The 25,272-nt window shown below is 41.0% G+C and carries 21 protein-coding genes; 8 read left to right on the top strand and 13 right to left on the bottom strand.

What is annotated here, in order from left to right; all coding sequences use genetic code 11:
- Positions 1-6 precede the first annotated feature (6 nt).
- The 4 genes from JKG64_RS09730 to JKG64_RS09715 form a co-directional block, all read right to left on the bottom strand.
- Positions 7-3,180, bottom strand: a complete 3,174-nt coding sequence (locus tag JKG64_RS09730) for an AsmA family protein (RefSeq protein ID WP_210354085.1) — start codon at positions 3,178-3,180, stop codon at positions 7-9.
- 519 nt (positions 3,181-3,699) lie between these two features.
- Positions 3,700-4,425: a L,D-transpeptidase family protein gene (locus JKG64_RS09725; RefSeq protein ID WP_210354084.1), complete on the bottom strand. Its 726-nt coding sequence runs from the start codon at positions 4,423-4,425 to the stop codon at positions 3,700-3,702.
- A gap of 21 nt (positions 4,426-4,446) precedes the next feature.
- Positions 4,447-5,019: a Crp/Fnr family transcriptional regulator gene (locus JKG64_RS09720; protein ID WP_210354083.1), complete on the bottom strand. Its 573-nt coding sequence runs from the start codon at positions 5,017-5,019 to the stop codon at positions 4,447-4,449.
- Positions 5,020-5,074: 55 nt separating this feature from the next.
- Positions 5,075-6,760 carry an RluA family pseudouridine synthase gene (locus JKG64_RS09715; RefSeq protein ID WP_210354082.1) on the bottom strand — a complete coding sequence of 562 codons (1,686 nt, stop codon included), beginning with the start codon at positions 6,758-6,760 and terminating at the stop codon, positions 5,075-5,077.
- A 210-nt stretch (positions 6,761-6,970) separates the two neighbouring features.
- Here JKG64_RS09715 and JKG64_RS09710 point away from each other — a divergent pair, with 210 nt between their 5' ends.
- On the top strand, positions 6,971-7,927 hold the full coding sequence (locus JKG64_RS09710) for an aldo/keto reductase (protein WP_317195838.1): 957 nt from the start codon (positions 6,971-6,973) through the stop codon (positions 7,925-7,927).
- Positions 7,928-7,974: 47 nt separating this feature from the next.
- On the top strand, positions 7,975-8,445 hold the full coding sequence (locus JKG64_RS09705; protein ID WP_210354081.1) for a Dps family protein: 471 nt from the start codon (positions 7,975-7,977) through the stop codon (positions 8,443-8,445).
- Between the two features lie 40 nt (positions 8,446-8,485).
- Here JKG64_RS09705 and JKG64_RS09700 read toward each other — a convergent pair whose 3' ends face one another.
- Entirely contained in the window at positions 8,486-9,025 is a 540-nt protein-coding gene (locus JKG64_RS09700; RefSeq protein ID WP_210354080.1) for an outer membrane beta-barrel protein, read from the bottom strand.
- A gap of 225 nt (positions 9,026-9,250) precedes the next feature.
- Between JKG64_RS09700 and fabV the strand changes: the two genes are divergently transcribed.
- On the top strand, positions 9,251-10,453 hold the full coding sequence (fabV, locus tag JKG64_RS09695) for an enoyl-ACP reductase FabV (RefSeq protein WP_210354079.1): 1,203 nt from the start codon (positions 9,251-9,253) through the stop codon (positions 10,451-10,453).
- A 65-nt stretch (positions 10,454-10,518) separates the two neighbouring features.
- On the opposite strand, the gene JKG64_RS09690 is transcribed toward fabV, so the two are convergent.
- From JKG64_RS09690 to JKG64_RS09670, 5 genes are all read right to left on the bottom strand, one after another.
- Positions 10,519-12,195, bottom strand: a complete 1,677-nt coding sequence (locus tag JKG64_RS09690) for a DNA polymerase/3'-5' exonuclease PolX (RefSeq protein WP_210354078.1) — start codon at positions 12,193-12,195, stop codon at positions 10,519-10,521.
- Positions 12,196-12,455: 260 nt separating this feature from the next.
- On the bottom strand, positions 12,456-13,775 hold the full coding sequence (locus JKG64_RS09685) for an NAD(P)/FAD-dependent oxidoreductase (protein WP_210354077.1): 1,320 nt from the start codon (positions 13,773-13,775) through the stop codon (positions 12,456-12,458).
- A gap of 176 nt (positions 13,776-13,951) precedes the next feature.
- The gene (locus JKG64_RS09680) at positions 13,952-14,284 is read right to left on the bottom strand and encodes a 2Fe-2S iron-sulfur cluster-binding protein (protein WP_210354076.1); all 333 of its coding nucleotides are present in this window, start codon (positions 14,282-14,284) and stop codon (positions 13,952-13,954) included.
- An 84-nt stretch (positions 14,285-14,368) separates the two neighbouring features.
- Positions 14,369-15,373 carry an NAD(P)/FAD-dependent oxidoreductase gene (locus JKG64_RS09675; protein WP_210354075.1) on the bottom strand — a complete coding sequence of 335 codons (1,005 nt, stop codon included), beginning with the start codon at positions 15,371-15,373 and terminating at the stop codon, positions 14,369-14,371.
- A 4-nt stretch (positions 15,374-15,377) separates the two neighbouring features.
- A complete protein-coding gene (locus tag JKG64_RS09670; RefSeq protein ID WP_210354074.1) occupies positions 15,378-15,815 on the bottom strand; it encodes a MarR family winged helix-turn-helix transcriptional regulator in 438 nt (145 codons plus the stop codon).
- A gap of 448 nt (positions 15,816-16,263) precedes the next feature.
- Between JKG64_RS09670 and JKG64_RS09665 the strand changes: the two genes are divergently transcribed.
- The gene (locus tag JKG64_RS09665) at positions 16,264-16,905 is read left to right on the top strand and encodes a hypothetical protein (protein ID WP_210354073.1); all 642 of its coding nucleotides are present in this window, start codon (positions 16,264-16,266) and stop codon (positions 16,903-16,905) included.
- A 55-nt stretch (positions 16,906-16,960) separates the two neighbouring features.
- On the opposite strand, the gene JKG64_RS09660 is transcribed toward JKG64_RS09665, so the two are convergent.
- Complete coding sequence (locus JKG64_RS09660; protein WP_210354072.1) at positions 16,961-17,956, bottom strand: acyl-ACP desaturase; 996 nt, start codon at positions 17,954-17,956, stop codon at positions 16,961-16,963.
- Between the two features lie 116 nt (positions 17,957-18,072).
- Here JKG64_RS09660 and JKG64_RS09655 point away from each other — a divergent pair, with 116 nt between their 5' ends.
- From JKG64_RS09655 to JKG64_RS09640, 4 genes are all read left to right on the top strand, one after another.
- Positions 18,073-18,414, top strand: coding sequence for a hypothetical protein (locus JKG64_RS09655; RefSeq protein WP_210354071.1), 342 nt, complete (start codon positions 18,073-18,075; stop codon positions 18,412-18,414).
- Between the two features lie 210 nt (positions 18,415-18,624).
- Positions 18,625-19,848 carry a cysteine desulfurase gene (locus JKG64_RS09650; protein WP_210354070.1) on the top strand — a complete coding sequence of 408 codons (1,224 nt, stop codon included), beginning with the start codon at positions 18,625-18,627 and terminating at the stop codon, positions 19,846-19,848.
- A gap of 57 nt (positions 19,849-19,905) precedes the next feature.
- Complete coding sequence (locus JKG64_RS09645; RefSeq protein ID WP_210354069.1) at positions 19,906-20,322, top strand: SufE family protein; 417 nt, start codon at positions 19,906-19,908, stop codon at positions 20,320-20,322.
- Positions 20,323-20,557: 235 nt separating this feature from the next.
- Complete coding sequence (locus JKG64_RS09640) at positions 20,558-22,702, top strand: polysaccharide lyase family 8 super-sandwich domain-containing protein (protein WP_210354068.1); 2,145 nt, start codon at positions 20,558-20,560, stop codon at positions 22,700-22,702.
- A gap of 8 nt (positions 22,703-22,710) precedes the next feature.
- Here the strand turns inward: JKG64_RS09640 and murI are convergent, their stop codons facing one another.
- Entirely contained in the window at positions 22,711-23,523 is an 813-nt protein-coding gene (gene murI, locus JKG64_RS09635; protein ID WP_210354067.1) for a glutamate racemase, read from the bottom strand.
- Between the two features lie 80 nt (positions 23,524-23,603).
- Positions 23,604-25,019: a glycoside hydrolase family 125 protein gene (locus JKG64_RS09630; RefSeq protein ID WP_210354066.1), complete on the bottom strand. Its 1,416-nt coding sequence runs from the start codon at positions 25,017-25,019 to the stop codon at positions 23,604-23,606.
- Positions 25,020-25,272: the final 253 nt, after the last annotated feature.

Below are 25,272 nucleotides of genomic sequence, written 5' to 3'. Positions count from 1 at the left end.
TCTTTATTACAATTTATTGGACAAGCTGTCTTGCTGCAACGAAGCATCGTAAGCAGCTTTGTCTTCCTCATCCATTTCTGTATCTAGGTCATCTTCTTTATAGCGTCCCAGCTTGATCTTGAAGTTGTCGGAAGTACCATTGATTCGCATCGGTATTCCCAGTATGCCGAGTGGAGGAAGTCCTAATCTAAACCCGATATTCATTCGTCCATCTAAAGTGACCTGCCCCTCAAAGCGTGGTCTAAAACCTGCCATCTTCATTTTGGTGCGGGGAATGGTCATGACATTATTTTTGATGGAGCTATGGATATTAACTTTTTTAAGGTCTGCATCTAGGAATCCCTCTTTTGAAGTCGCTTGACTGATGCCATTGAGCAATTTGAAATTCTTGAATCGAATCTGGTTCAGGCTTAATACACCCTGCCCCTGTATAGACGGCATGATTGGATCCATATTGGCATCTAATAATCCGGCAAGTTGGTAATCTAGAGAAATGATACCGTGTGCATCTTTTGCACTAGTGACCATCTGTTGAAATAGGGGTATTTCGTGATAAGCACGTTGTATATCGAAGCTATCTGCCTTCACTTTAAAGTCGAATTTGGCTTTATAAGGGGTGATGGGCTGATAGTTCATCTGCATATCGGTCGTGAGGCCTGCAAGCTGGAAGCCAGTGTTTTCGAGTGCGAGCTTACCATCCTTTAGTTTTAAGTTTCCTCTGAATTTTTGAATTAGAAGTTGATCATAAGTCACTTGGTCGGCAGTTCCCAAAACTTCTATATCAAGATTTTTAGGTAATAAGATAACGCCAGAGCTACTACTTGATGCTGATGTGGTCGAGGGAGCACTGAATGCCATGAAATCGTTCAGATTTATTTTACGGCTATGTATGTCAAAATTGCCTTTTAATATATCTGTGTCTAGGGTCAGGTAGTTAATGATGTTGTTGATATATCCTTTTACGCTCAATTCGTTGTTTGCATATTGGGCGACAAATTTGTCAAAATTTAACTTTTCCTGTTTAAAAGAGAACTTGCCACTTTTGATACGTACGGGTTGAGGAAGTAGTTCAGTGTCTATTTTGATGTTGCCAATATCGATGTTACCTTGATTCTTAAGTCGGTTATACCTTCCCTGTAAAGCGTCACTTTGTAATCCGGCAAGATCTAGATCAGTACGGATATAGCCGTCTATATTTGTACCCTCTAACGCGAAGATTTTATAGATAGGACCAAGGTTCAGCTTTCCTTTAGATTTGACAGCATACTTGATGTTGTTGAAGTTTTGAAAATCGGCATGCAGAAAGAATGGTTCGCCACCGAGTTTGAAGGAAATCGGAAGTATCTTTACATTTAAATCACGGAGGGAGCCTTTTTTACTATTGATATAGGTCTCTACCTGTATCTCTTCCAAAGGAACGGGATAATCCGCGGTCATAAAGTAACCGTTTTTCATACTGATGGTCGCACTGGTTTCTGGAATTATGTTTTTCTTCAAATCCATAAATCCTTTGGAGATAATATTAACGAAGACATTACCTGCGAGTTCTATATCCTGAATAGGGTATATTTTCTTAATGTCTGAAAGGTCAATATCCGCCTGTACATTTGCATCGAGATGGAGTTTTTGAAAATCCTTGATGTCTGCATGTCCTTTAATGAAGTTGTTGAGGGCAGCGATATCTATGTCTTTTATTGCGATTTTCGCATTTTTAAGTTGTTTGTCGGTTCCCGAAGCCTCAAGCGTGTAGGCTATCTTCTCGATAGCCATTGGTAGACTACTGAGTTTGAAGTAACCATTCTTCAATACGTTTTTAATATTGAATGTTGGAATAGAAGATATGTATACTTCTTTTTTATTACGAAGACCGTAGGTCAAGGTATCTGTGGCATAAGTTCCGTCTATCGCGCCGTTAAGGTCAAGCTGACCGGCAAAGGTGAAGTCTGGCCATTGTACGGCTTGATAAAGGCTTCCTAGGTCTAGTGAACTGTTGACTGTCGAGCGGATGTTCATCGGGTCTACACCGGCAATATGTCCTTCGGTCTTGAAGAAGCCATTAGCGATCTTGAACTCAAATTGACGCAGGTCGATAGCTAGTGAGTCCATATTCATTTGGGGCAGGTCCACCCTGAATTTTGCATTCCATCCGGAAATCGGTGTTTTGGCATCTTTGTAAGCGAGATAGCCATCATTGATGATCAATCCTAAGCTTAGATCAGGCATTTTGTGTTCATCAGCAATATAATCTCCTATCAGATTCATAAATACTTCTGACGTACCTTTTACATGGGTGTCTTTTAGCCAGTCGGCGTAGGCTTTAGGAACTAGCGATAGTAATTCATTGAGGGTACTTTCCTGTGATTTGAGCTTGAAATCTAAATGATAACCATTGGGAAGAAACGCGAAAGAGCCTTTAAACCGCACAGGGAGTTTATTGATACGGATATCGTTTTTTTCAAATACGAAGGAGAGATCGCCGGTATTGATTTGTGTAATCAGCTGGGCATCGATGCTTTTGTGCTCAATGTATCTCTCGTTGTCAAACATAAAAGAAAACGCTTCGATTTTGGCATTTGTCTTTAGGTCGAAAATAGAGGATGTCAAATCTCCCTTTCCTTCGTAATCGATGTTCTTGGCTTCAATAAGCATCGGTAGTGAAGCATCCGAATAGTGAAGGTCTACATTTTTAAGTTTTAATAATTTGAAGGCGATCTGCCCGTCAGCATTTTTCTCTGGGTCTGAGGTTGTAGTACTGTCGGTACTGGTATAGATGTTATAGTTGGCTGCACCCAGTGAGTCCACCAATACGTTGATGCGCCCATTTGTTAGGATCAGTTTATCTAAAACTATTTTGTCCTTAAATAGGGATAGTAAATCTACTCCTATACTGATTTCTTTGACGGCTATTAATGTGCTGTCTTGAAAAGGTGCTGATCCTTTAAGCTCTACGTCATGTACGGAAGTAGTCAAGGATGGGAAGTGTGTGAAAAAACTGACGTCAACATCTCGATAAGCGAGTGTTCCGTTGATCGTTTTGTTGGTCATCTCCTTGATGGTTGCATTGATTTGATCCTTGAAAAAGTAGGGAATGGCAATCATTGCGATGAGGATAGCAGCTATTAGTCCAGCAAATACATAGGAAATTCTTTTAAGAACGATTATATAACTCTTTTTCAGCACGTCAATCTTATTTTTTTATGTGCTGCAAAACTGCTAAAATTTAAGGAGAATAATGAAAAAATGTATCGGCTTTTAATGAAGGTTTACTTTTGCCACTCAGGCCGTGACTGGCCCATACTTTTTTCCGCAAAAAGTATACAAAAACTCGTCACTGTGCCGGCTTGCCACAACGGATCGCCCTTACTACAATTGGCAACCCGCCAAGGTGACATTTTCCAAAATGTAAGTAATTGCGAACATCTAACACAAACCGAATAAAAAACGACCTTGTAGCATATGGAAACTAAGGCAGTAAAGCTATCGTAGCATTGTTGTACATTTTGCAATAGACAAGGGTTCCAGTCCATGGAGCGGGCAAGCGCAATGGAGACCTAGGGCCCCGCCAAGATAGCTTTACTCGCCGGGTTGAACATAGGCTACACAGTCTTGATTTTTGTTAAACTTTTGATCAAGCAAAAGTTTAATGCCCCGCGCCAGCATAGAGGCGCAAAAAAACTTCATTTAAAATTACACAGCGATCTAATCAAACACATATCTTCCACTCTGTACGGAATAGTGTAGTGCCTTTGAGTTTTTTCGAAACAATGCGTAGCCTTCTTGTAGGTTTTTCCAAAAAGCATAAGTCTTAGCGTCTACTTCGGATTTGAAGTTTCCGATGTTTTCATCGGTCATTTCAAATGGGAAAATGTAGACTGGTATTTGCTGCTGACCAGATTCTTGTGCCCATAAGGCGTAGAGGTATATTTCTTTGATAAGGTCATCCGTCATCGGAAGACAGCCTACGGTCTCACATTTTCCATGGATGAATATATCTGAACCGGTATAACCTAAACTTTTATCAAGTTCATTGGGGTAATTGAGACCTAACGAGAGGTAGTATAGACTTTGGGAGTTGAAACGGTCTATATGGTAGAATCCCTCGGGGACTTGTTTGTCGCCCTCTGCTTTTTTGGGACCTAGTATCCCAGAACGTTTACATATGGCATAGGTCTGGAGCAGGGCATAGTAGTCGTCTGTAGGTGATTTGACATAGAGCTCTAGTTTGTCGGAGTTTTTATAGGCTATAAATAAGATGTTCAAGTTGTCTGGAAGCAAGTTCTTCGATGCCAACTTGGATTTTATCATACTTTCTTTCTCACTTTTCGCTACAGCTACTCGGTCTTCTTGCTCTTGTTGTTTCTTGGATTGGTTTTGGCAAGCGACTGTTATCAATAATATCATTAAGGTGGGTATAATCTTATCCATAGATGCTTTACTTTTGATGTTTTAGATATGTGCTATTTCCTTACGAATGCGACTTAGTGAGGTATCGGTGATACCAAGATAGGTGGCGATGTATTTGAGTGGGGCCTGTTGTATAATCTGAGGTCTTTCCTGCATCAGCTGGAGGTAGCGTTTGGTCGCCGGTTCAGTAATCATTTCAGTGGCTCTTTTCTTGCTCAGGTACAGTTCGAATGCCATCCAGGCACGTCCCCATTCCCGCATTGCAGGGATCTGGTGGAAAAGTTCTTGAAAGTCATCAAACTTGACTTTCCATAGGGTGCAGTCAGTAAGGCATTGTATATATTCTTGCGTAGGTACGCGCTGAAAAAGTGACGCTACCTCGATGGCGACTTCTTTGTCTCCTTTGAAATCGACGGTAATTTCGTTGCCGTCGTAGTCATACAGGTAGGAGCGTGTGAGGCCACTTTCTATAATGTAGTATTCATTTGCAACTTGTCCTTTTTGTAACAGTAAGTCGCCTTTCGAACGTTGTATCTTCTCGTGTACATCGCCGATGAGGTCAAAGTCCTTCGTTTCAAACAAGGGGTGTTGGTATACATATTTTAATGTTTCCATTGTACGGCTTAATTTGACCTAAGTTAAGGAAATGCATTAAAAAAAAATAATTCTATTAAAAGGGATCGATCACTTCAAAAACAATATTTTGCTTAGTGCTGGGATGTATAAACTGAATATAGCCTGCGTGTAGATGGAGGCGGTTGGCGCGTTTGCCATAGAGATCGTCTCCCCAGATCGGAGCATTAAGTCCCTGTTGATGGGCGGAGTGGACACGGAGTTGATGTGTTCGTCCGGTTAGTGGGAAATAATGGATCCGTGTTTTATCACCTTCAATAGCGACAACTTTATATTGGGTGCGTGCATTTTTTCCATGCTCGTAGCAGAGCATCTGGCGCGGCCGGTCTTCGAGGTCAACACGTAGTGGGAAATCTATAATGCCTTCCTGACTGCTTATGATACCATCTAATAAGGCCGTGTATCTTTTTTTTACGGTATGTTTGATGAATTGATCTTGGATAAATTGGTGGGCTTCTTTGTTCTTGGCAAGTACCAAAATGCCCGAAGTCGACATATCGAGCCTATGGATGATCAAGGGACCTATTATCTCCGGATTGCGGGCGAGTATGCGTGTTTGTACAGAATCCTGAACGTGTATCCCTGGAACAGAAAGAAACTCTTCGGGTTTATTTACAACGATAATATCTTCGTCTTCAAATAATATAGGTAGGTCTTTGTCGTTTGCCGGGTTTTCTAATAGTGGATTTGGGTCTACGGAGAGACCTTGTAGCATATGCGTCAGTATCGGTTCGCATTTTCCTTTACATGCGGGATAGAAATACTTATGTTTTCGGATTTCCGACGATGGCGATGCACCCCACCAGAACTCGGCCATACAAATTGGCTTGAGTTCATTTTGATAAGCATATTGCAATAGCTTTGGGGCGGCACATTCTCCTGCCCCTGCGGGAGGGAGGATTTGTAAGGCTTCTTCAAAAATGGGCAGTAAAGATTTTGTATGTCCATGTGCGTCTAAAAATACGTATTGGTCAAAAAGCTGTTGTTGAAGCCCTGCTGAAAGCTGTTTTCGTAGGTCCTTTTTTTCTGTAATCTGAAGACGGTGGCTTTGAAGCTCTTGTTCTATTAAGGCTATACGTTCTTTGGTGCTCTGTCTTAAGACATCGTACTCATGTTGGTCCCTATAGCTCTGTTTGATCAGATCTTGTTCTAAAGCTAGGTATTCTTCTTGTGATAACCGTGTTTTCTGTGCTTCTCGGGTCTCTTTACGTTGATTTTTGTTTTGCTTGTGCGCGCGGCGCATATCGCTGAGTGCCTCTGCTGTCTCGAGTTGTGTTGTACTCAGTTTTTCCTGTAATAAAGGAATGTCGCTTTGACCTTCCAGTGCTTCAATCTCACGATTTAGCTGATTGATGGTTGCCTCTTGTTGTAAGAAAAAGCTTCCTGGAGCGAGCATGTCGAACAGGGGAGGAACCAGGAATTTGTGAACATTTGTGCCGGCTAGTTTACCGGAGCATGCCGCTAGATATCCCAATGTGCCCTGCTTATTTTCAACTACCAGTACGCCGAACATTTTGCCGATTGGACTCCCTTCTTGTGTCTGGGAAAGCCCAAAGTTATGTTGGAAGTCCTGTTGTTCGCTAAGATACTGTTGCAGTTCTTGCGCCGCCTGCAGGCTGAGTGGGTGGGGATCATAACAGAAAGGAAAAGTGAACTTATCGGGTTTTTCCAATTTACTGATGTCGTACTTGAAGGTATGGAAAAAAGGAATGGATTCGTTCATTTTACTGTGCTAATCTTAATAGAATGCAAAAGTAGGAAGAAATAAGTTAAGATGAACAGATTATCAAGTTAACCAGTGAACAAGTTATCCAGTTATCAAGATAACTGGATAACACGATAACAAGCTACTAACTGACTTAAATATTACATACATAAGAATGGAATACGGTTAAAAAAGGGTAACTTGTAATACTTCAAAAACGATAGACTTATGATGGATAAACGACAGTTGGGAAGCTCTTCCCTAGAAATAGTTCCTTTAATTTTTGGTGGAAACGTATTTGGTTGGACATTAGATCAGGATGCTTCTTTTGGCATTTTAGATGCTTTTAAGGACTTAGGATTTAATGCGATTGACACGGCGAATAACTACTCGCATTGGGTTCCTGGCAATAAAGGCGGAGAATCGGAAACAATTATAGGTAACTGGTTGCAGGAACGTGGAGGCCGGGATGGAGTGGTGTTGATGACCAAGGTAGGGGGGAGATTCGGATATGATAGTAAACCGAATGTAAAAGGGGACTATATAAAAGAAGAAGTTGAAAATTCCTTAAAGCGTTTACGTACGGATTATATCGATCTTTATCAGACACACTATGACGATGAAACTACACCTGTGGAAGAAACATTGCGGGCCTATGAAGATTTGATAAAGGAAGGGAAAGTTCGTTTTATCGGCGCTTCTAATATATCGCCAGAGCGGCTCGTGGAAAGTTTGGATACTTCAGCTGAGAAGGGGCTTCCTTCATATGTCTCACTACAGCCTGAATATAACCTTTTTGATCGTGCGAAATTCGAACACTTGTACGAAAAGATAACTTTCGAAAAACAAATTGCCGTAATTCCGTATTATTCATTAGCAAGTGGTTTCCTGACTGGAAAATATACTTCGGAGGCTGATTTTGGTCAGTCAGCCAGAGGGGCAGGAATCAAGGAAAAATATTGGAATGATCGTGGACGGCGTATTGTAGCTGTTCTGAACGAAGTGGCTAATGCGTATTCGGTATCAGCTTCGGCTGTTGCTTTGGCTTGGCTACTGGCACAAAGAACGGTTGCCGCACCGATAGCCAGTGCTACAAAAAGACATCATATGGATGCTTTTGTAGAAGCGGTCAATCTACGGTTGGATGTAGCTAGTCTAGCCAAGTTAGAATTGGCAAGTAGTTAAGAGATTAAAACGTAAAAAGGTTAAATAGGTAAATCAAATTATACATAATGAAAGCAAATATTGGAATTAAAGAAAAGGACACAGCAGCTGTTGCAGCGTTGTTAAACAAATTATTAGCTGATGAAAATGTACTTTATATAAAGGTGCGGAATGCACATTGGAATATAGAGGGAGCAGATTTCCATGCACAGCATGTATTCTTCGAAGGATTATACGACGAATTGGCGGAACTGATCGATGAGGTTGCAGAACGTGTACGTGCTATTGGTCATTATGCTGTCGGTACGATGAAGCAATTCCTGGAGCTTACACAGCTTACAGAAATGAAGTATGGCAAAAATGATAGTCAAGGCTATATCAAAGAGCTACTTGGAGATTACGAAAGTCTGATTATTACCCTTCGTGAATATATAGAGACTGCGGATAAACACGGAGATGCCGGAACAGAGGATTTTCTGGTCGGTATACTCGCAAAACATGAGAAGACCGCTTGGATGCTACGAGCGCATGTAAAATAGCTAAAAAACAACAGGCTTTCGAAAACGAAAGCCTGTTGTTTTAAAAGTGAATTGAAAATCCTAACCCTGCCGAGAACACATTGCGGCTGTTGTCATCTACTCCCAAATTGTATTTGACCGCAGGCTCAAGTGCCATATTATCCCTTATGAACCAAGCGTAGCCCAGCTGACCACCAATAGAGTTCGTTTTTATATCTCCTTGCTTTGCGCCATTGAAGTCGACCTGTACAGGGATACAGTTGATGATGTAATATTTGGCGCCAAATTGGTAGGTGAGTGCATCTGTACTGATATTGGCTGAGGCGAGACCACCAAAGTTGATCTCCAATTCTGTTTTTGTGTATCCGATACCAGCCTTAAAAGCAAGTTTATCCATGACAAAGTATCCTGCAGAGGCACCAACTTGCCAACTTTTAGCCCCATCGGCTTTCGAGTAGCTAAATCCGCTGTTTCCTGTGCCAAAAGGGGTGAAGTTGGTTTCAACCATTATTTTTCCTTTTTGGATGGCAGGATGTGTTTCCTGTGCCTGCGTAACTCCAAAGCCTAATGCTAAGGCTAAACTTAAGTAGATCTTTTTCATAAAAAGCTTGGTTTTTTATATTGTTTATCAATAATTTGATTGCAAATGTAGTCAATAAAATAGTTGGATTAGATATTTCTGGGCATTGCTTTGCTTTTGTAATGAATTAGGGCACATTCCGCTTTGCTTGTATGTTTTAACTTTTTGTATTACCTATTGCGCGAATGCGAAGCATTTTGCATAAGTTTGTACTTTGTTAACATCATTAACATCTAAGTATTAAATATGATTATTCAACCACGTGTAAGAGGTTTTATCTGTTTGACTTCACACCCTGAAGGAACAGCACAAAATGTGAAAAACCAAATTGAATATGTAAAATCAAAAGGCAAGATTGATAACGGTCCTAAAAAAGTATTAGTTATTGGAGCATCTACAGGCTTTGGTCTGGCTTCACGCATTACTGCTGCTTTTGGTTCGGATGCTGCTACTATCGGTGTCTTTTTCGAAAAGCCAGCTGCTGAGGGCAAACCTGGTACTGCTGGATGGTATAATACTGCCGCATTTGAAAAGGAAGCTCAGGCTGCGGGTCTGTATGCTAAGAGCATCAATGGTGATGCATTTTCAGATGATATCAAAAAGCAGACAATTGAACTGATTAAAAAAGATTTAGGTCAAGTGGATTTGGTTGTCTATTCATTAGCCTCTCCAAGACGTACACACCCTAAGACTGGTGTAGCTCATGCTTCTGTTTTAAAACCTATTGCACACCCATTTACAAATAAAACAGTAGATTTTCACGCGGGAGTAGTTTCTGATATCTCTATTCAACCAGTGGAAAATGAAGAAGATGTGGCTAATACTATCGCTGTCATGGGCGGAGAAGACTGGAAGTTTTGGATGGAGGACTTGAAAGCAGCAGGTGTATTAGCTGATGGTGTGAAAACTGTTGCTTATTCTTATATAGGCCCTGAGCTTACATACCCTATCTATAGAAATGGTACAATCGGTAAGGCGAAAGACGATTTAGAGAATACAGTGCCTGTTATCAACGATTTGTTGAAAGACCTTAACGGTATTTCTTATGTGTCGGTCAATAAGGCTTTGGTTACACAGTCGAGTTCGGCTATTCCGGTAGTTCCTCTTTATATTTCGTTACTTTACAAAGTGATGAAAGCTAAAGGTATTCATGAAGGTACAATCGAGCAGATGCAACGTTTGTTTGCTGAGCGTCTTTACAGTACAGACGGTAAACTAGCTTTGGATGAAAAAGGTCGTATCCGTGTTGATGACTGGGAAATGCGTGCTGATGTACAGGCCGAAGTTGCAAAACTTTGGGACGAAGCGACTACTGAAAATCTGGAAGAAATTTCGGATATCAAAGGATACCGCGATGAGTTTTTTAACCTTTTCGGTTTCAACTTCCCTGAGGTGAATTATGAAGCCGAGACAAATGAGCTTGTTACTATTCCTAGTATAGAGGCGTAGTTAACTGATTCAGCATAAAGACATAGGAGCCATCCCGAAGTTAATTCGGGATGGCTCTTGTGTTTTTATTGGATTTTAGCCTTACGATTTTTAAAATAAGTAGAGATCTCGTCGAGCGTAAAAGCATTAAGGCATTTTTCTTTTGTCAGTCCTCCTTTACGGGCTACATGTATACCATAATGCATATCTAGGAGGCCTTCTGTGCGGTGTGCATCTGGATTTATTGACAATAGTACGCCTTTTTCCAAAGCGTAGCGGTGCCAACGCCAGTCCAGATCGAGACGAAGTGGGTTGGCATTGATTTCGATTACAACACCGTTTGCAGCACAGGCATCTATTACCTTTTTGAAGTCTAAAGGATATCCAGCCCTAGATAACAGTAGGCGACCGGTGGGATGACCTAAGATGGTTGTATACGGATTTTCAATAGCTTTTATTAATCGAGCAGTAGCTTTTTCTTCATCCATCTTTAGGTTACTGTGTACTGAAGCGACTGCGAAATCAAACTGCGCTAATATGTCGTCCGAATAGTCTAAAGAGCCATCGGATAGAATATCACTTTCTATCCCTTTAAAAATCTTAAATGGAGCTAGTTCTTGGTTTAGCTTTTCTACTTCTGCCCACTGTTGCTGTAGGCGTTCTTCCGTCAGACCATTGGCGTATACAGCGGTTTTTGAGTGGTCGCAGATTCCGAAGTAGGAAAGCCCTAGTGTGTCCTTGCAATAAAGAGCCATCTGGCTTAGGGTATGTACACCATCTGAGTATGTAGAGTGGTTGTGTACGGTTCCTTTTAAATCTTCAAATTTTATTAATTGGGGTAGGTTATGGGATTGTGCGAGTTTTACCTCATCCATTCCCTCACGTAGCTCAGGGGTGATGTAATCGAGTCCCATAGCTTGATATATATCGGTTTCTGTAGCTGCCGAAGGTATTGTCGGGCTTATCGTTTTTAGAAGTTCTAAATGAGCCTCTGCGCCAGTGCGAATAAGCCAGTCTAGTGCAAAAGTACCTACCGAGGAACTGAAAACGGTAAAAGGATAGCCGTTCTCATCTTTAAAAGACAGGCTGCGGTCATTTTCCTGAATTTCCAGTTCGTGATTCAATGCTGCTACAGCCGTTTGGAGGCTAGGCAGGTCTGCATCCGTAATTAGCGCTACTTGTGCTAATACTTCGCATTTTCTGCGGAAATCCCCAGTGAATTCTACTTGGTTCTTAGGTAATGCTGTGCGTAATTTGGTTAAAATAGTTTCGGCCGAGCTTTCTATTTTGGCATACAGGAACCAGCCTTGGTTTGCAAGCGAGAATTCGATTGCCTTCTTGATGTCTTCCTGTGTTTTTAAACCAAAGCCTTTTGCTTCTATAAGGCGGTTTTCGTTGCAGGCGTAGTATAATTCGCCCACAGTTTCTATCTCGAGATCGTTCCAGATTACCTGTATCTTTTTAGGGCCTAGTCCTTTAATTTTAAGCATTTCTAAGACGCCCTCTGGAGTTTTGGCGAGCAGTTCGTCGAGTTCCGGGAAAGTTCCGGTAGTAACAATTTGTGTTATCTTTTCGGCGGTGCTTTTTCCAATACCAGGTTGTTCGCTAAGTGTTTCAAGGCTGGCTTCTGCCGCTTGGAACGGTAGCTTATCTATCTTGAACGAAGCACTAGCTATAGCTTTACTACGAAAGGGATTCTCATTGTGTAATTCCATCAGTTGGCCACAAAGCTTGAAGGTGCGTGCTATCGTTTTATTGTCCATGTCTCTATAAAATTTGAAGGTTGTCCAAAGTTAACAAACTTAACTTGTGTTCGGAATAGTTGTTGGTTTATAGTTGTGGAGGGACTGAGGTTAAGGCAGGTTGTTTTTGTCGCTCAAGCCGCGACAGGCTCACACATTTTGTCTTGTCAAAAGTGTGCTAAATTTTGTTGTCCTGCGCCGGCAAAGAATCGCAAAAAACTTCCTTATCTTATATCTCACAAAAAATGGGCTACCTTTTTGAAGTAGCCCATTTTCTTGTCTTATTTTACTTTTTCCTCTTTCTCTTCATTACTGACCGGTAGTGGTCTGTTGTAACGATTTACGATCAATCGGATTCCGGAATTCTTTGTTAGGAATTTGATAGACCAGTTCACAAACGTGACGACCTTATTACGGAATCCGAAAATAGATACCAAGTGAACAAACATCCAAGTCAACCAAGCTATAAAGCCTTTCATATGCAGTTTGCCCATATCTACTACGGCTCTGTTGCGTCCTACGGTAGCCATGGAACCTTTGTCGAAGTATTTGAAGTTCTCCTCATTAGGCTTTTCAGAAATAATATTCATGATGTGCTGCGCTACATATTTACCTTGTTGTTGCGCTGCTGGAGCTACACCTGGAAGACCTCTTGGCGTGTCTTCAGTAATCATTGCAGATACGTCTCCAATGGCATATATTCCGTCAAAACCTTCAATTTGACATTGGCCATTCGTACGGATACGGTTACCTCTTTCGATATAGTCTGCGTGGATTCCTTCTGGGAACTGACCTTTTACTCCGGCTCCCCAGATAACTGTTTTTGTAGGAATACTTTCGCCGTTGTTGAATGTAATTGTGTTACCGTCATATCCTGTCACTTGTGTGTTGACCATGACTTTAACACCTAGTTCTTTCAGGTAACGCTCTGCATCACGCGATGATTTTTCGGAAAGTGCTCCCAATATTTTGCCTGTACCTTCGACTAGATATACCTTCATTTCGTGTTCAGAAAGCTCAGGGTAATCTTTTTTCAGCATGTGGAGTTGAATTTCAGCAATAGCTCCAGATAGCTCTACACCTGTAGGTCCACCACCTACTACAACAAAGTTGAGGAAGCGTTCGCGGTCAGAGATGTTTTTACGAAGAACAGCCTCTTCTAGGTTTTGTAGTACATAGCTACGGATATTCAATGCTTCTTTGATGCTTTTCATCGGAAGCGAATATTTCTCTACTTCTGTGTTTCCAAAGAAATTGGATGTTGCACCTGTTGCAATGACTAAGTAATCGTAGTCATAAGTTCCTACTGAGGTATGTACTTCCTTTTTGTCATTGTCAATACGTAAAACCTCTGCCATCCGGAAACGGAAATTCTGCTGCGATTTGAACATCTTCCGGATAGGGAAGGAGATTGCATCTTCAGCCAATGTACCCGTAGCTACTTGATACATCAATGGCTGGAAAGTATGAAAATTGTTTCGATCGATCAATACGACTTCTACCTCTTTGTCCTTAAGCTTACGCGCAACTTCCACACCTCCAAAGCCTCCACCAATAATGATTACTCGAGGGAAAGAACGTTCTGTACGATTCAACAACATATATCGTTAGTTTTTATTGTTTTAAATTAATGCAAATATCTTAAAAAAATATAATATTTCAATAGCAAAATTTTATTGATATCGTCTTAATTTTGCAATTAAAACAGTGTTGTCTACTACATGGAGGCCTTTCTAGTTGTTTAAACAATGGTGTCTTAGTGTTTTTTGTACACTATTTACTGTAGGGCCCCTCTTAACTTGATTGATAGTCCGTTGTTGTCATCTGTTAAATGAATTTGACAAGCCAATCTGCTGTTGTCATCGGCATCTGGTAACGTGTCCAACATGTCAAGTTCTTGATCCTCAGGTTGAGGAAGGTTCTCTCCACCACTTTTGATTTCTACGTGGCAGGTTGCGCATAAGGCCATCCCTCCACAGGTCGCCAACACTTCATATTCGGAAGCCTTGAGGATTTCCATCAGATTTAAGTTAATATCTGTAGGTACTTCGATTGTTGCTATGCTACCATCGTGATCTTCTATTTCTATTTCGATAATGTGTTCTTCCATTGCTTTTTGTTATTGAGTTATCTTGTTAACATGTTATCCCGTCGTCTTGTTAACTCGTTCACTTGATAACATGTTCACTTTTCCCTAAAATGCATTTACTCCGTTGACAGTTGTATATTTAAAGCTCAGCTTTTGATCCGGGTATACATACTTGAATGCGGACTGGACCATTAGTGTTGCTTCATGGTAGCCGCATAGAATTAGTTTTAGCTTGCCGGGATAAGTGTTGATATCGCCTATAGCATAGATTCGCTCGACATTGGTGGAGTAATCGAAGGTGTTTACTTCGATAGCATTTTTGTCAATGTTCAATCCCCAATCAGCGATTGGTCCTAGTTTTGGAGTAAGACCATACAATGGAATCAGATAATCTGCTTCGAGTAACAATTCTTCTTTACTTTTATTCGATAGCTTGACGTGGGATAAGGATCCATTGCCATGTGCACTCAACAAATTATGGGATAGCAATAAGTCGATTTTTCCTTTTTGTGCTAAGTCGTATACTTTATCTGCTGAATCTGGGGCTCCCCGAAAGCTATCGCTGCGGTGTACTAAAGTTACTTTTTTTGCAATGTCGCTCAAGAATATAGTCCAGTCGAGTGCCGAGTCACCTCCGCCTGCAATGACAAGGGTTTTGTCGCGGTATGTTTCCGGATTTTTGACCATATAGTCTATCCCTTTCCGTTCGAAAGTGTCGACACCTTCCAATTCAGGCTTTCTAGGTTCGAAACAGCCTAGGCCTCCAGCTATCGCTATCGCTTGGCAGTGTACATGCGTGTTGTCGGAGGTGATGACAATGTAAGAGCCATCTTCTTGTTTTTCGACTCTCTCTACACGTTCGCCTAGCGTAAATGTTGGGGAGAACGGTTTTATCTGTTCCATCTGATTGTCTATTAGCTCCTGCGCTTTGACAATTGGATATCCAGGTATATCGTAAATGGGTTTGTGGGGGTATATCTCAGAAAGCTGACCACCTACCTGTGGTAATACATCGATCAAATGACAACGCATTTTCAACAAACCGGCTTCAAATACCGCAAATAATCCAACTGGACCGGCACCTATAATGCAAATATCTGTTTGTATCATAATACTATTTGTGAGTTAAGTTATCGTATATAGTGTTTAATATCCTTGTGAAATGGGCAAAGTCTTCTTCGTTTAGATTTTTCCATGCCTGCATACGGAAATCGGCAACTTTGGGTGCGATTTCCTGTATTTTGTCTTCTCCTTTTTGGGTAATATGTAGTCGTAAAGACCTACGATCGGAAGGGTGACTGATTCGCTCAGCAAATTCTTTTTTTATCAGTAGATCGATGATTCTCGTTAAAGTCGGCTGATCTTTGCCACATAGCTCGGCCATTTCCTTGTTGCTGAGAGACGGGTTTTCGTATATGGTACGGAGGACTATCCATTGATCTACGGTAAGGTCGAACTTTTGTTCGGCAAAGGCAGTCTGTGCGTACTGTTTCACCTTTCTCGCTGTTCGGTCGAGAATAAAAGAGTATTGATTGTAACTTTCGTTTAGCATAACAATAATTAGTATGACAAATATATGTTATAATCTTGAAAGTTATATCTCAGGAGCGTCAAAAAAGGTAAATAGTATTGTTATTTATCGCAGCCAAGCGATAGGAAATAGAAATACGTCTATTCTTCCTATTAGAGAATAGACGTATTTTATTTATTTGATAGAATGTTGTTATTTGCTATGTCATAGACAAAGTCGTTGCTTAGATTCGGTTAAGGGAGTAACTGTGTCCGAAGTATCTTTTAGATGGTAGTGATGCTACCGACTAAGATACGCTGTAAACTCGGAGAGAAAACGGAGAGCACGGCCTTTTGGATGGAATATGAGTAAGTGGCCGAGGTCGTATCCTTGATTGTATTTTAGAGTTATAAACATTGCTAAATAAATGAACAACTGAATAAACCAATAGCCTATAAGTTAGTCTACCTTTATAAAGAACCTTATGGGTATGAAGAAACTTATAGTTATCCTAGCATTGGTATTGTCATCTGGTCTACTATTTGCGCAGCGAGGTACTGTGGACACTGATATTTTTGGTAACCTCCAATTTAAATCTGTTGATGGACAGTATAAAGCCAGTTTAGAGAAAAACATTTTTGATGACCTGGTTTTTACGGATAGTAGGAAGAACAAACTGCACTACGAAAAGAAGTATCTTGATAAAATGGAGCCAGGCTTAAGGGGTGATAAGGAGGCACAGGCCCGTATGCTGAGGAGGTTGGTGCGGGAAAATAAACGGAGCTCTGAGTATAAGGCTACTTTTAAGATAGATATCTTTGACAAGACAATTATTGAGGATAATAAGGGCTATAAATTAGAAGAGAGTAAGGATATATTTGGTAATACCAATATTCAGGAGCAGTCGAGTGGAAGGAAGTCGGTATTTAAAAGGAACTTTAAGGGTGGACTTGAATATACGGAAGGTGAAAAGACAGCCTCGCTTGGCAAGGATATCTTTGATCGATGGCTATATAAAGATAGTTTTGGAAATGAGATACAATTCAGTAAAGAAACTTGGAAGCGCGTTTTAGAACAATATGGTACTGATGAAAAGTTCTTTTGGGATCTGCTTGACCGCTGGTTCTATTGATGGAATGGTTTTGTAAAATAAACGCCCTGGCATTCGAAATGTCAGGGCGTTTATTTTATCCATATATCCACTTGAACTTGTATTGCAGATCCGGTATTTTAATCCGGTCAGCTAGCCTCGTCAAGCGATCTGGTAGTTTCATTAAGTAATCTCTGGCTTTTTCACCTTGTTCATTTAATCCTGATACTTGGTCAATTTTCCATTCGGTGATCAATTCTTTCAGGATATCAACATAATCTAAGGCGGTATATACATCTAGACGTTGTGCCGCGTCCGAAAAATGTGCGAAAGCTCCACCTTGTGGACCTCCCGATTCTCTTAAGAAGTGGGCAGGCATGACAATTTTCTTACGCATCATATCTTCAAAAGCCAACATTACTTCGCTTGGATCTACGGCCATTGCTTTTGAGATGAATGACATATAGGCTTTTGCATGTCTTGCTTCGTCGGCCGCAATAACACCACACATTTTTGCTAATAATTTGTCTCCGCTTTTTTTGGAAATTCCTGCTACACGGCGGTGAGAGACGTTAGTGGCAAGTTCCTGGAAAGAGGTGTATATAAAGTTGCGGTAAGGATCTGCTCCTGTACCAATATCAAAACCATCAGCGATTAGATATTGGGTGCTCATCTCAAACTCACGCATGTTGATTCTACCGGAAAGGTAAAGGTATTTGTTAAGCAAGTCTCCGTGTCTGTTCTCTTCTGCAGTCCAGGCACGAACCCATTTCATCCAGCCCCCTTGTTCGTTTTTCTCTACATCTTCTACCATGGTCAGCCATGATTCGTAGGTCGGTAGCGCTTCTTCGGTGATAGTATCACCAATTAGAACAGCTACCAAATCGTAAGGAAGCTCGCGCGCGCTTTCCTGTAGATCACGTACCTCTTCGAAGAATGTACTACGAGAGGAGTCCGGGAGAAAATCTGCAGGTTGCCACATTTGCTCCACAGGCTTAAGGTACTCACTCATTTCATTGAGCATGTAAGGCTCCAAGTAAGCCATTACTTCTTTCCTTGATCCTTCTGGTATATTTAAGGGTTGTTCTTGCATAATTGATACAAAATTAATTAAAATGCTTAGCATTCACGAATGCATACGAAAAAAGCTTTATTTGTTAGTTAAGGTTTTTTGTGCTTATAGTTTGTGTATATGTTTCGATAGCTTAAATGAACCATTGCTTTCGTCACTCAGGCCGTGACTGGCCTGTACTTTTTTTCCGCAAAAAAGTACACAAAAAGCTCGTCACTGTGCCGGCTTGCCACAAAGTCTTCCCATACCTGCAGTTGGCAACCCGCCAAGGTGACATTTTTCTGATAGGGAAGGAAATTGCGAATAATTATTGTAAAGTATACAAAACGGCCTTAGCTTATTTGGTTGTGAAAGTAGGCATAGTGTACGCTGATCCTTACATATTGCACTATATCCAGCAGATCCCTGTCTTTAGCGGGGGGAGCGAAGGAGACCTTGGAGCTGCACTTACAATATGGCGTCACTGGAACAACAAATAAGGTACAGCCTTGACTTTTGGGTTACTTTTGTGTCAAGACAAAAGTAACATGCCTTGCGCCGGCATAGAGGCGCAAAAAAAATGTTCATAAAAAAATGACATACCATTCATCACCTTACTGCATACCATAAAACCAAAAAGAATACACTATCTTGATACTATTTGGTTATATATATAGTAACTTTGTACCTCAAAATTACTTAGAAACGTCTTGAAAACATTTGATATCCATAAAGTACGTGCTGATTTTCCATTGTTGAAGCGGGAGGTGAATGGTAAGCCTTTAGTGTATCTGGACAACGGTGCGACTACGCAAAAACCACAATCGGTAATCGATGCTATTATTCATTATTATTCGGATATGAATTCTAATGTGCATCGTGGGGTGCATTATCTCAGCCAAATCTCTACGGATGCATTTGAAGTGACTCGCCGTAAGGTGAAAGACTTTATTAATGCTGAGGAAGAGGTAGAGGTTATTATTACGAAAGGCACAACAGATAGTATTAACCTTGTAGCGCAATGTTACGGTAAGGCTTTTATCGGTGAGGGTGATGAAATCATTATCTCGGCAATGGAGCACCATTCGAATATTGTGCCTTGGCAGATGTTGTGTGATGAGAAGGGTTGTGTGCTGAAGGTGATTCCTATGAATGAACGGGGGATGTTGGATATGGATGTTTATGCGAAATTGTTTTCGGATAGGACTAAAATTGTATCTGTGACTTATGTTTCCAATGCGCTGGGTACTATTAATCCTGTCGAGGAAATTATTTCCGTAGCTCATAAGCATGATGTTCCGGTATTATTGGATGCTGCACAAGCGGTACAGCATATTGCGGTTGATGTTCAGAAACTGGATGTTGATTTCTTGGTGTTCTCGGGGCATAAGATGTATGCTCCTACTGGAGTGGGGGTGCTGTATGGTAAGGCGAAGTGGTTGAATGTGATGCCTCCTTATCAAGGTGGTGGAGATATGATCAAGGATGTTTCTTTTGAGAAGACCACTTATAATGAATTGCCATTTAAATTCGAGGCTGGTACGCCTAATATTGAGGCGGGAATATGTCTAGCAGCTGCTATTGATTATATCAATGAAATCGGTATTGACAATATCAAGACTTATGAGGATGAATTGTTGGCGTATGCTACAGCAAAGTTGGGCGAGATAGAAGGGGTGCGTATTGTCGGAACAGCTGATAAAAAGTCTTCGGTATTATCTTTCGTTGTGGATGGGGTACACCCTTACGATATTGGTGTTATCCTTGACAAGCAAGGTATAGCAGTACGTACGGGGCATCACTGCGCTCAACCGATCATGGATCAGTTTGAGATACCAGGTACTGTACGTGCGAGTCTAGCGATGTATAATACGAAAGAAGATGTGGATGCTTTTATCGCTGGTCTGGAGCGTGCATTGAATATGTTGCGCTAAGAGATTAGGTAAAAAGGTGAAGTTGTAAATTGTGAAAAGGTAAATTCGAGAATTAAGATGACTATAAACGAAGTACAGGACGAACTGGTAGAAGATTTTGCTTTCTATTCGGATTGGATGGAGAAATATGAATATATCATTCAACTGGGTAAAGAGTTGCCCTTAATAGAGGAGCAATATAAACAGGAGCAATATATCATAAAGGGATGTCAGTCCAAGGTGTGGTTATATCCGGAGTTGAAAGATGGCAAGTTGTATTTTTCTGCGGATAGCGATGCGATCATTACAAAGGGACTGGTGAGTCTGATGGTGAAGGTACTTTCAGGGCATAGTCCAAAGGAAATCTTGGAAACGGATTTATATTTTATTGATCAGATAGGTTTGAAAGATCATTTGTCACCGACGCGTGCGAATGGATTGCTGTCTATGGTCAAGCAGATGAAGCTTTATGCTATGGCTTTGCAAACCAAATAGATATTATAATCTTTAAAAGTAGGAATCTCTGCCATCAGGTGGAGATTTTTTTATGATATGTAATCCTGGCAATATCTTTTTGTGCAAAGTATACTATAACGTTGTCGCAGATAATGCAATCGATTTCGTTGTTTGATTGTTCTTTGCAAAACAAATATTATGGTAGACTTGACTTTGCAAATAAACTAACCTTATGTGTATCGTTCGCTTTTCTCTTCTTTTTATTTTATGTTTATTGAGATATGCAGATGTGTATTCAAATGATTCAACATTATTTAATAGAATCTCTAGACAGTTACATGAACAGCAGCTTAAAGAGCAGATAGATTTACATTTATTAGATAAAAATGTTGGTTCCTATCTTGCCACTTTGGATCTAAGCACTGGAGAATGGCCGGAATTCGATTACAAAGACCATAAACGGATTAATCCAAGCTGGATTCCTGTGTTGGAGCGTATGCGACTGATGACTGTGGCTTATACGCATCCCCAAAGTATTTACTTTGAGAGTGAAATCCTTCAACAGGCTATTAACAAGAGTTTGTACTTCTTTACCAGTCAAGAGCGTCTCCCTTATTGTGATAACTGGTATATTCAGGGAATTACTAGACCACAGTCGCTGACCAAGAGTTTGCTCAATATGCGTTTGGCAAGTAGGGGATTAGATCCTGAGGTGGAGGGGAGTTTGAGGACTGCTATCTGCATCGATACCGCGGTGAATAGCCCTGGGCGTAATAACCCAAACCATAAGTATAACTTTGGAGCGAATAAAGCTCAGATTGCTAAAGGCTGGATTGTTATGGGGGCAGTATTGGAAGATGTCAACATGCTGGAACTGGGAGTGAGGGAGGTTTATTCACCTATACAGCAAACGGTGGGAGAGGGAATTCAATATGATATGTCTTATGATATGCACTATGGTTATCTCTACAATGGGTCGTATGGTGTAGACTTTATGCAGAGTGTGGTGGAGACTGCAATGTATACTAAAGGAACTGCATATGCATTAAAAGGTCAAAAATTAGAGCTTTTTCGTCATTTTGTTATAGAGTCTATTTTTGGATTGATGCGTGGTTCTTATATGGATTGGAATGTGTTGGGAAGAGGTATATCACGGTTCGGTGCGACGAAAAAAGACTTTCGTGTGGTTCTTGACAGACTTGTTCAGATAGATCCACAGGCTAGGGATATTTATGGTACGATTAGAGAACGACTTTATGGTGATTTGCCTGCTTCCTATGGGGTACAATCTTCTCATAGACATTATTGGACTACGGATTATACGGTGCATAAGAGGGCTGGTTATACGTTTTCTATACATGCTGTTTCGGATCGTAATTTTGCTCAGGAGATAGGTAATCAAGAAAATCTACAAGGATACTGGGGTGCTCAAGGCACAACCAATCTACAGCTAAAGGGGGGAGAATATTATAATATATTTCCGCTATGGGACTGGGCAAGACTGCCTGGTACAACTCTGCCTGACACTGTGCCAATTCTTAAGGATAAGGCTCCTGGATCAGGAGATAGGAGGGGGACGGATAGTTTCTCTGGTGGTGTTTCGGATTCATTGTATGGCGTTACTGCATATGTAGTTAATGACGACTTAGAAACCTCTTATAAAAAATCGTGGTTTATGTTTGATGAGGAGATAGTCTGCCTAGGGACAGGGATATCGAGCACAGGTGATGTAGCTGTAAATACGAATCTAAATCAATGTTTGCTAGGGGCTGAGGGGATCTTTTTAAAGGAAAAGGCCAATAGTAGAGCGGTGGCTTTAAAAAGCAATATTTTGAAAGGGAGATTTTTTGGGCTGTGGCATGATGATGTAGGGTATTATTTCCCTACTCTTCCGTCAATCGAACTTAGTATCAATAGAAGGGAAGGTGATTGGAGCGCTATTCGTTCGGCTCAGCAGGTCGAAAAGAAAGAAGTGAAAGATGTATTTCAGCTGTCTATTCCGCACGGTATGAGACCCGAAAATGCGACATATGCATATATACTGTATCCTGGTATCGGTCAGCCTGAGGCCATGCAGAAAATGGGTAAGGATAATAGGGTTAATATTGTTTGTAATACTAATTCTCTGCAAGCGGTATATCACAAGAAATTGAAGATACATCAGATTGCTTTTTATTCCAGTGATGCGGTTTATGAGGATGAAAAGATACGGATTAAAACAGATACCCCAGTGCTGCTGATGTTGAAAAAGACAAGTAATAAGGGATATGAATTATATGTTTCGGACCCAACTCAGAAACACGGACATATAGAGTTGTCTGTTTTCTTTAAAAAGCAGAATAGCCTTAAGCAATTTCCGATTGATTTAGCGGGTAAACCTTACGGGGGGCAATCTAAGGGGATATCTTTTAATTTGTAGGTGTTTCTCTATACTTTAATATGTGCTGCTTTTATCTCACGGCCAAAAAATATTGTTGCTTTCTGTTCAAAATCCTCTGCGCTGTCTGTGGTGTAAAAGCTTAGCTGTCCGCCTTTGCTGGAGGCAGCGGTAACTTCTGGATGCCGTTGGAGGTAATCTTCTAGACTGTTGGCTACAAGTTCGCCCTGCGACAGGAGGGTAATGCCAGGAGGAGTGTATTTTTCAATAATAGGTAGAAGGAGGGGATAGTGGGTACATGCCAAGACTAAGGTGTCGATCCCGTCCGAAAGAGATAGGATGCTTTCTAGGTCCTTCTGTACAAAATAATGTGCCCCCTCGCTATAGATCTCGTTGTTTTCAACCAGAGGTACCCAAAATGGGCAGGCGTGTTGGAAAACTTCTATTTCGGGATGGAACTTATGGATTTCTATTTTATAGGACTCCGATAGAACAGTTCCCTGTGTGGCTAATATGCCTACTTTGTTGGTTTTCGTGTATTGATTAACCGCTTCTGTGGTCGGTCTGATTACGCCTAATACTTTTTTGCCTGGAGGTAGGTCTCGTTGCTGTATGGTGCGTAGGGCTTTGGCGGATGCGGTGTTGCAGGCTAATATGACGAGGTTGCAACCGAGTTCAAATAGCTTGAATACACATTCTTTGGTGAATTCGTAGACGGTGTCGAAAGACCGTGTGCCATAGGGAACACGAGCATTGTCGCCTAAGTATATATAGTCGTACTGTGGTAGGTGCTTTTGAATTTCCTTAAAAACTGTCAAACCGCCGTAACCGGAATCAAAAATACCAATAGGTCCACTTTCCATATGTTCTTTAAAATAAAAAAGGAGATCTGTACTGCTTCCTTTGTACAAATCTCCTTAAAAAATATTAATCTCAAGCTATGTTAAACCAATAAATGTGGCTTTTCTTTGTAGGTTTTCCACAGAAGTTCGCCGAATAGGGTGTTGGCCCAAGCAAACCAATGACGGGTGAACTTTTTGGGATCATCCTTATGGAAGGATTCGTGCATAAAACCTGTGCCACCATGGGTTGCGGCAAGAGTCTTGATACATTCCCGTATTTCGTTATCATTGGTAGATGTGAATGCACGCATAATGATCGCCATAGGCCAGATCATGTCCCGTCCGATATGTGGGCCTCCGACTCCTTCGGCAGCGGTGCCTTTGAAGAAGAAGGGGTTGTTTTTGGAAAGGATGTAGTTACGCGTACGTTGGTATACTTCATCCTTGACGTCTATAGACTCTAGATAGGGAAGAGCTAGAAGTGAAGGTACATTGGCATCATCCATCATCATGTAACTGCCGAATCCGTCTACTTCGAATGCATATACACGGCCATGCTGTGGATGGTCGATAATGCCGTGTTTTTGTACAGCATGTTCTACTTCATTAGCTAGTTTTTCCATCTTGTTCGCTAGTTCTGTATTATTGATTTTACGCAAAATCTCTGCGGACTGACGAAGGCTCTTTATAGCGAATAGGTTGGATGGTATTAAAAACAGGAATATAGTACAGTCATCGGAAGGACGGAAGCTAGAGCATATCAGCCCTACAGGGTTAACTGGATAACCCCAACCATCGACTTGTAGTGTATCTGTACCACGGGAGGTGGTGCGGGAGAAATTATAAGGGCCTAGACTGTCTTTACGTTGTTGCTCGACAAAGGTATTGTAGGTGTTTTCCTGGGCTTTTACCCATTCGGTATCGAATGGTGTGGTGTCTCCGGTTTCTTTCCAATAGCGGTGTGCTAATCGGATGGGGTAGCACAAGGAGTCTATTTCCCATTTACGTTCGTGTATGCCCGGTTTCATTTTTGTGTGATCTGAAAACCATTCTCCTTTTTTAGTAGGATCATTATAGAAGGCATTGGCATAAGGATCGATATTGATACACTGCGACTGTTTATTGATTAAGCCTAAGATCAGGTCCTTAAGCTTGGGATCCTTTTTCATAAAAGGAATGTAGGGCCATACCTGAGCACTGCTGTCGCGGAGCCACATCGCATCGATATCTCCAGTAATGACATAGGTGAGTTTTTTGCTGGAAGTGGACTCATCGTATATGGTCGTATCGAGTGTGTTGGGAAAGCAATTGTTAAATAGCCAGCCTAGTTCCGGGTTTTTAACGTTTTTCTGAAATTCTTTTATAGCGTCTTCAATAATAGAGCTACTGAAGTGTCTCTTGTCGGCAGTGACACGTACGGTCGGGAAGGTGTTGACAGCGTCCGCAAAAGTAAGCTTGCTCGCTAAGGCACCTGCTCCCAAGAGGGCGCTTTGTTGTAGGAATGTTCTACGTTTCATATGTAAATAATTTGTCTTTTAACGGTCATATGGAATATCCAAAGTATTTTCATTGGTCTTTGTGTAGCCTGTACTACATGGATATTTCATATGTGTATAATTTGATTTTCAGTTGCCATATGGAATATCCAAAGTATATTCATTCGTGTTTGTGCAGTCTGTGCTACATGGATATTTCATATATGTTTGTGTTTTGCGAAATAGGAGTATTTCATTATAATTTATGTTGTGTTTATGGTCCAAATTTAGATAG

Source organism: Sphingobacterium tabacisoli (assembly GCF_017908035.1).
Lineage (GTDB): Bacteria > Bacteroidota > Bacteroidia > Sphingobacteriales > Sphingobacteriaceae > Sphingobacterium > Sphingobacterium tabacisoli.
The sequence above is the reverse complement of the archived record's forward strand: the minus strand, read 5'-3'. Positions and strand labels throughout refer to the sequence as shown.

Bases quoted from the DNA above. Each gene is read 5' to 3' on its own strand.
- JKG64_RS09705 (WP_210354081.1), top strand. From the start codon at position 7,975: ATGAAAGCAAATATTGGAATTAAAGAAAAGGACACAGCAGCTGTTGCA.
- JKG64_RS09710 (WP_317195838.1), top strand. From the start codon at position 6,971: ATGATGGATAAACGACAGTTGGGAAGCTCTTCCCTAGAAATAGTTCCT.
- JKG64_RS09720 (WP_210354083.1), bottom strand. From the start codon at position 5,019: ATGGAAACATTAAAATATGTATACCAACACCCCTTGTTTGAAACGAAG.
- JKG64_RS09700 (WP_210354080.1), bottom strand. From the start codon at position 9,025: ATGAAAAAGATCTACTTAAGTTTAGCCTTAGCATTAGGCTTTGGAGTT.
- JKG64_RS09665 (WP_210354073.1), top strand. From the start codon at position 16,264: ATGAAGAAACTTATAGTTATCCTAGCATTGGTATTGTCATCTGGTCTA.
- JKG64_RS09725 (WP_210354084.1), bottom strand. From the start codon at position 4,425: ATGGATAAGATTATACCCACCTTAATGATATTATTGATAACAGTCGCT.
- murI (WP_210354067.1), bottom strand. From the start codon at position 23,523: ATGGAAAGTGGACCTATTGGTATTTTTGATTCCGGTTACGGCGGTTTG.
- JKG64_RS09715 (WP_210354082.1), bottom strand. From the start codon at position 6,760: ATGAACGAATCCATTCCTTTTTTCCATACCTTCAAGTACGACATCAGT.
- JKG64_RS09680 (WP_210354076.1), bottom strand. From the start codon at position 14,284: ATGGAAGAACACATTATCGAAATAGAAATAGAAGATCACGATGGTAGC.
- JKG64_RS09670 (WP_210354074.1), bottom strand. From the start codon at position 15,815: ATGCTAAACGAAAGTTACAATCAATACTCTTTTATTCTCGACCGAACA.
- JKG64_RS09655 (WP_210354071.1), top strand. From the start codon at position 18,073: ATGAACCATTGCTTTCGTCACTCAGGCCGTGACTGGCCTGTACTTTTT.
- JKG64_RS09660 (WP_210354072.1), bottom strand. From the start codon at position 17,956: ATGCAAGAACAACCCTTAAATATACCAGAAGGATCAAGGAAAGAAGTA.
- JKG64_RS09645 (WP_210354069.1), top strand. From the start codon at position 19,906: ATGACTATAAACGAAGTACAGGACGAACTGGTAGAAGATTTTGCTTTC.
- JKG64_RS09690 (WP_210354078.1), bottom strand. From the start codon at position 12,195: ATGGACAATAAAACGATAGCACGCACCTTCAAGCTTTGTGGCCAACTG.
- JKG64_RS09675 (WP_210354075.1), bottom strand. From the start codon at position 15,373: ATGATACAAACAGATATTTGCATTATAGGTGCCGGTCCAGTTGGATTA.
- fabV (WP_210354079.1), top strand. From the start codon at position 9,251: ATGATTATTCAACCACGTGTAAGAGGTTTTATCTGTTTGACTTCACAC.
- JKG64_RS09630 (WP_210354066.1), bottom strand. From the start codon at position 25,019: ATGAAACGTAGAACATTCCTACAACAAAGCGCCCTCTTGGGAGCAGGT.
- JKG64_RS09685 (WP_210354077.1), bottom strand. From the start codon at position 13,775: ATGTTGTTGAATCGTACAGAACGTTCTTTCCCTCGAGTAATCATTATT.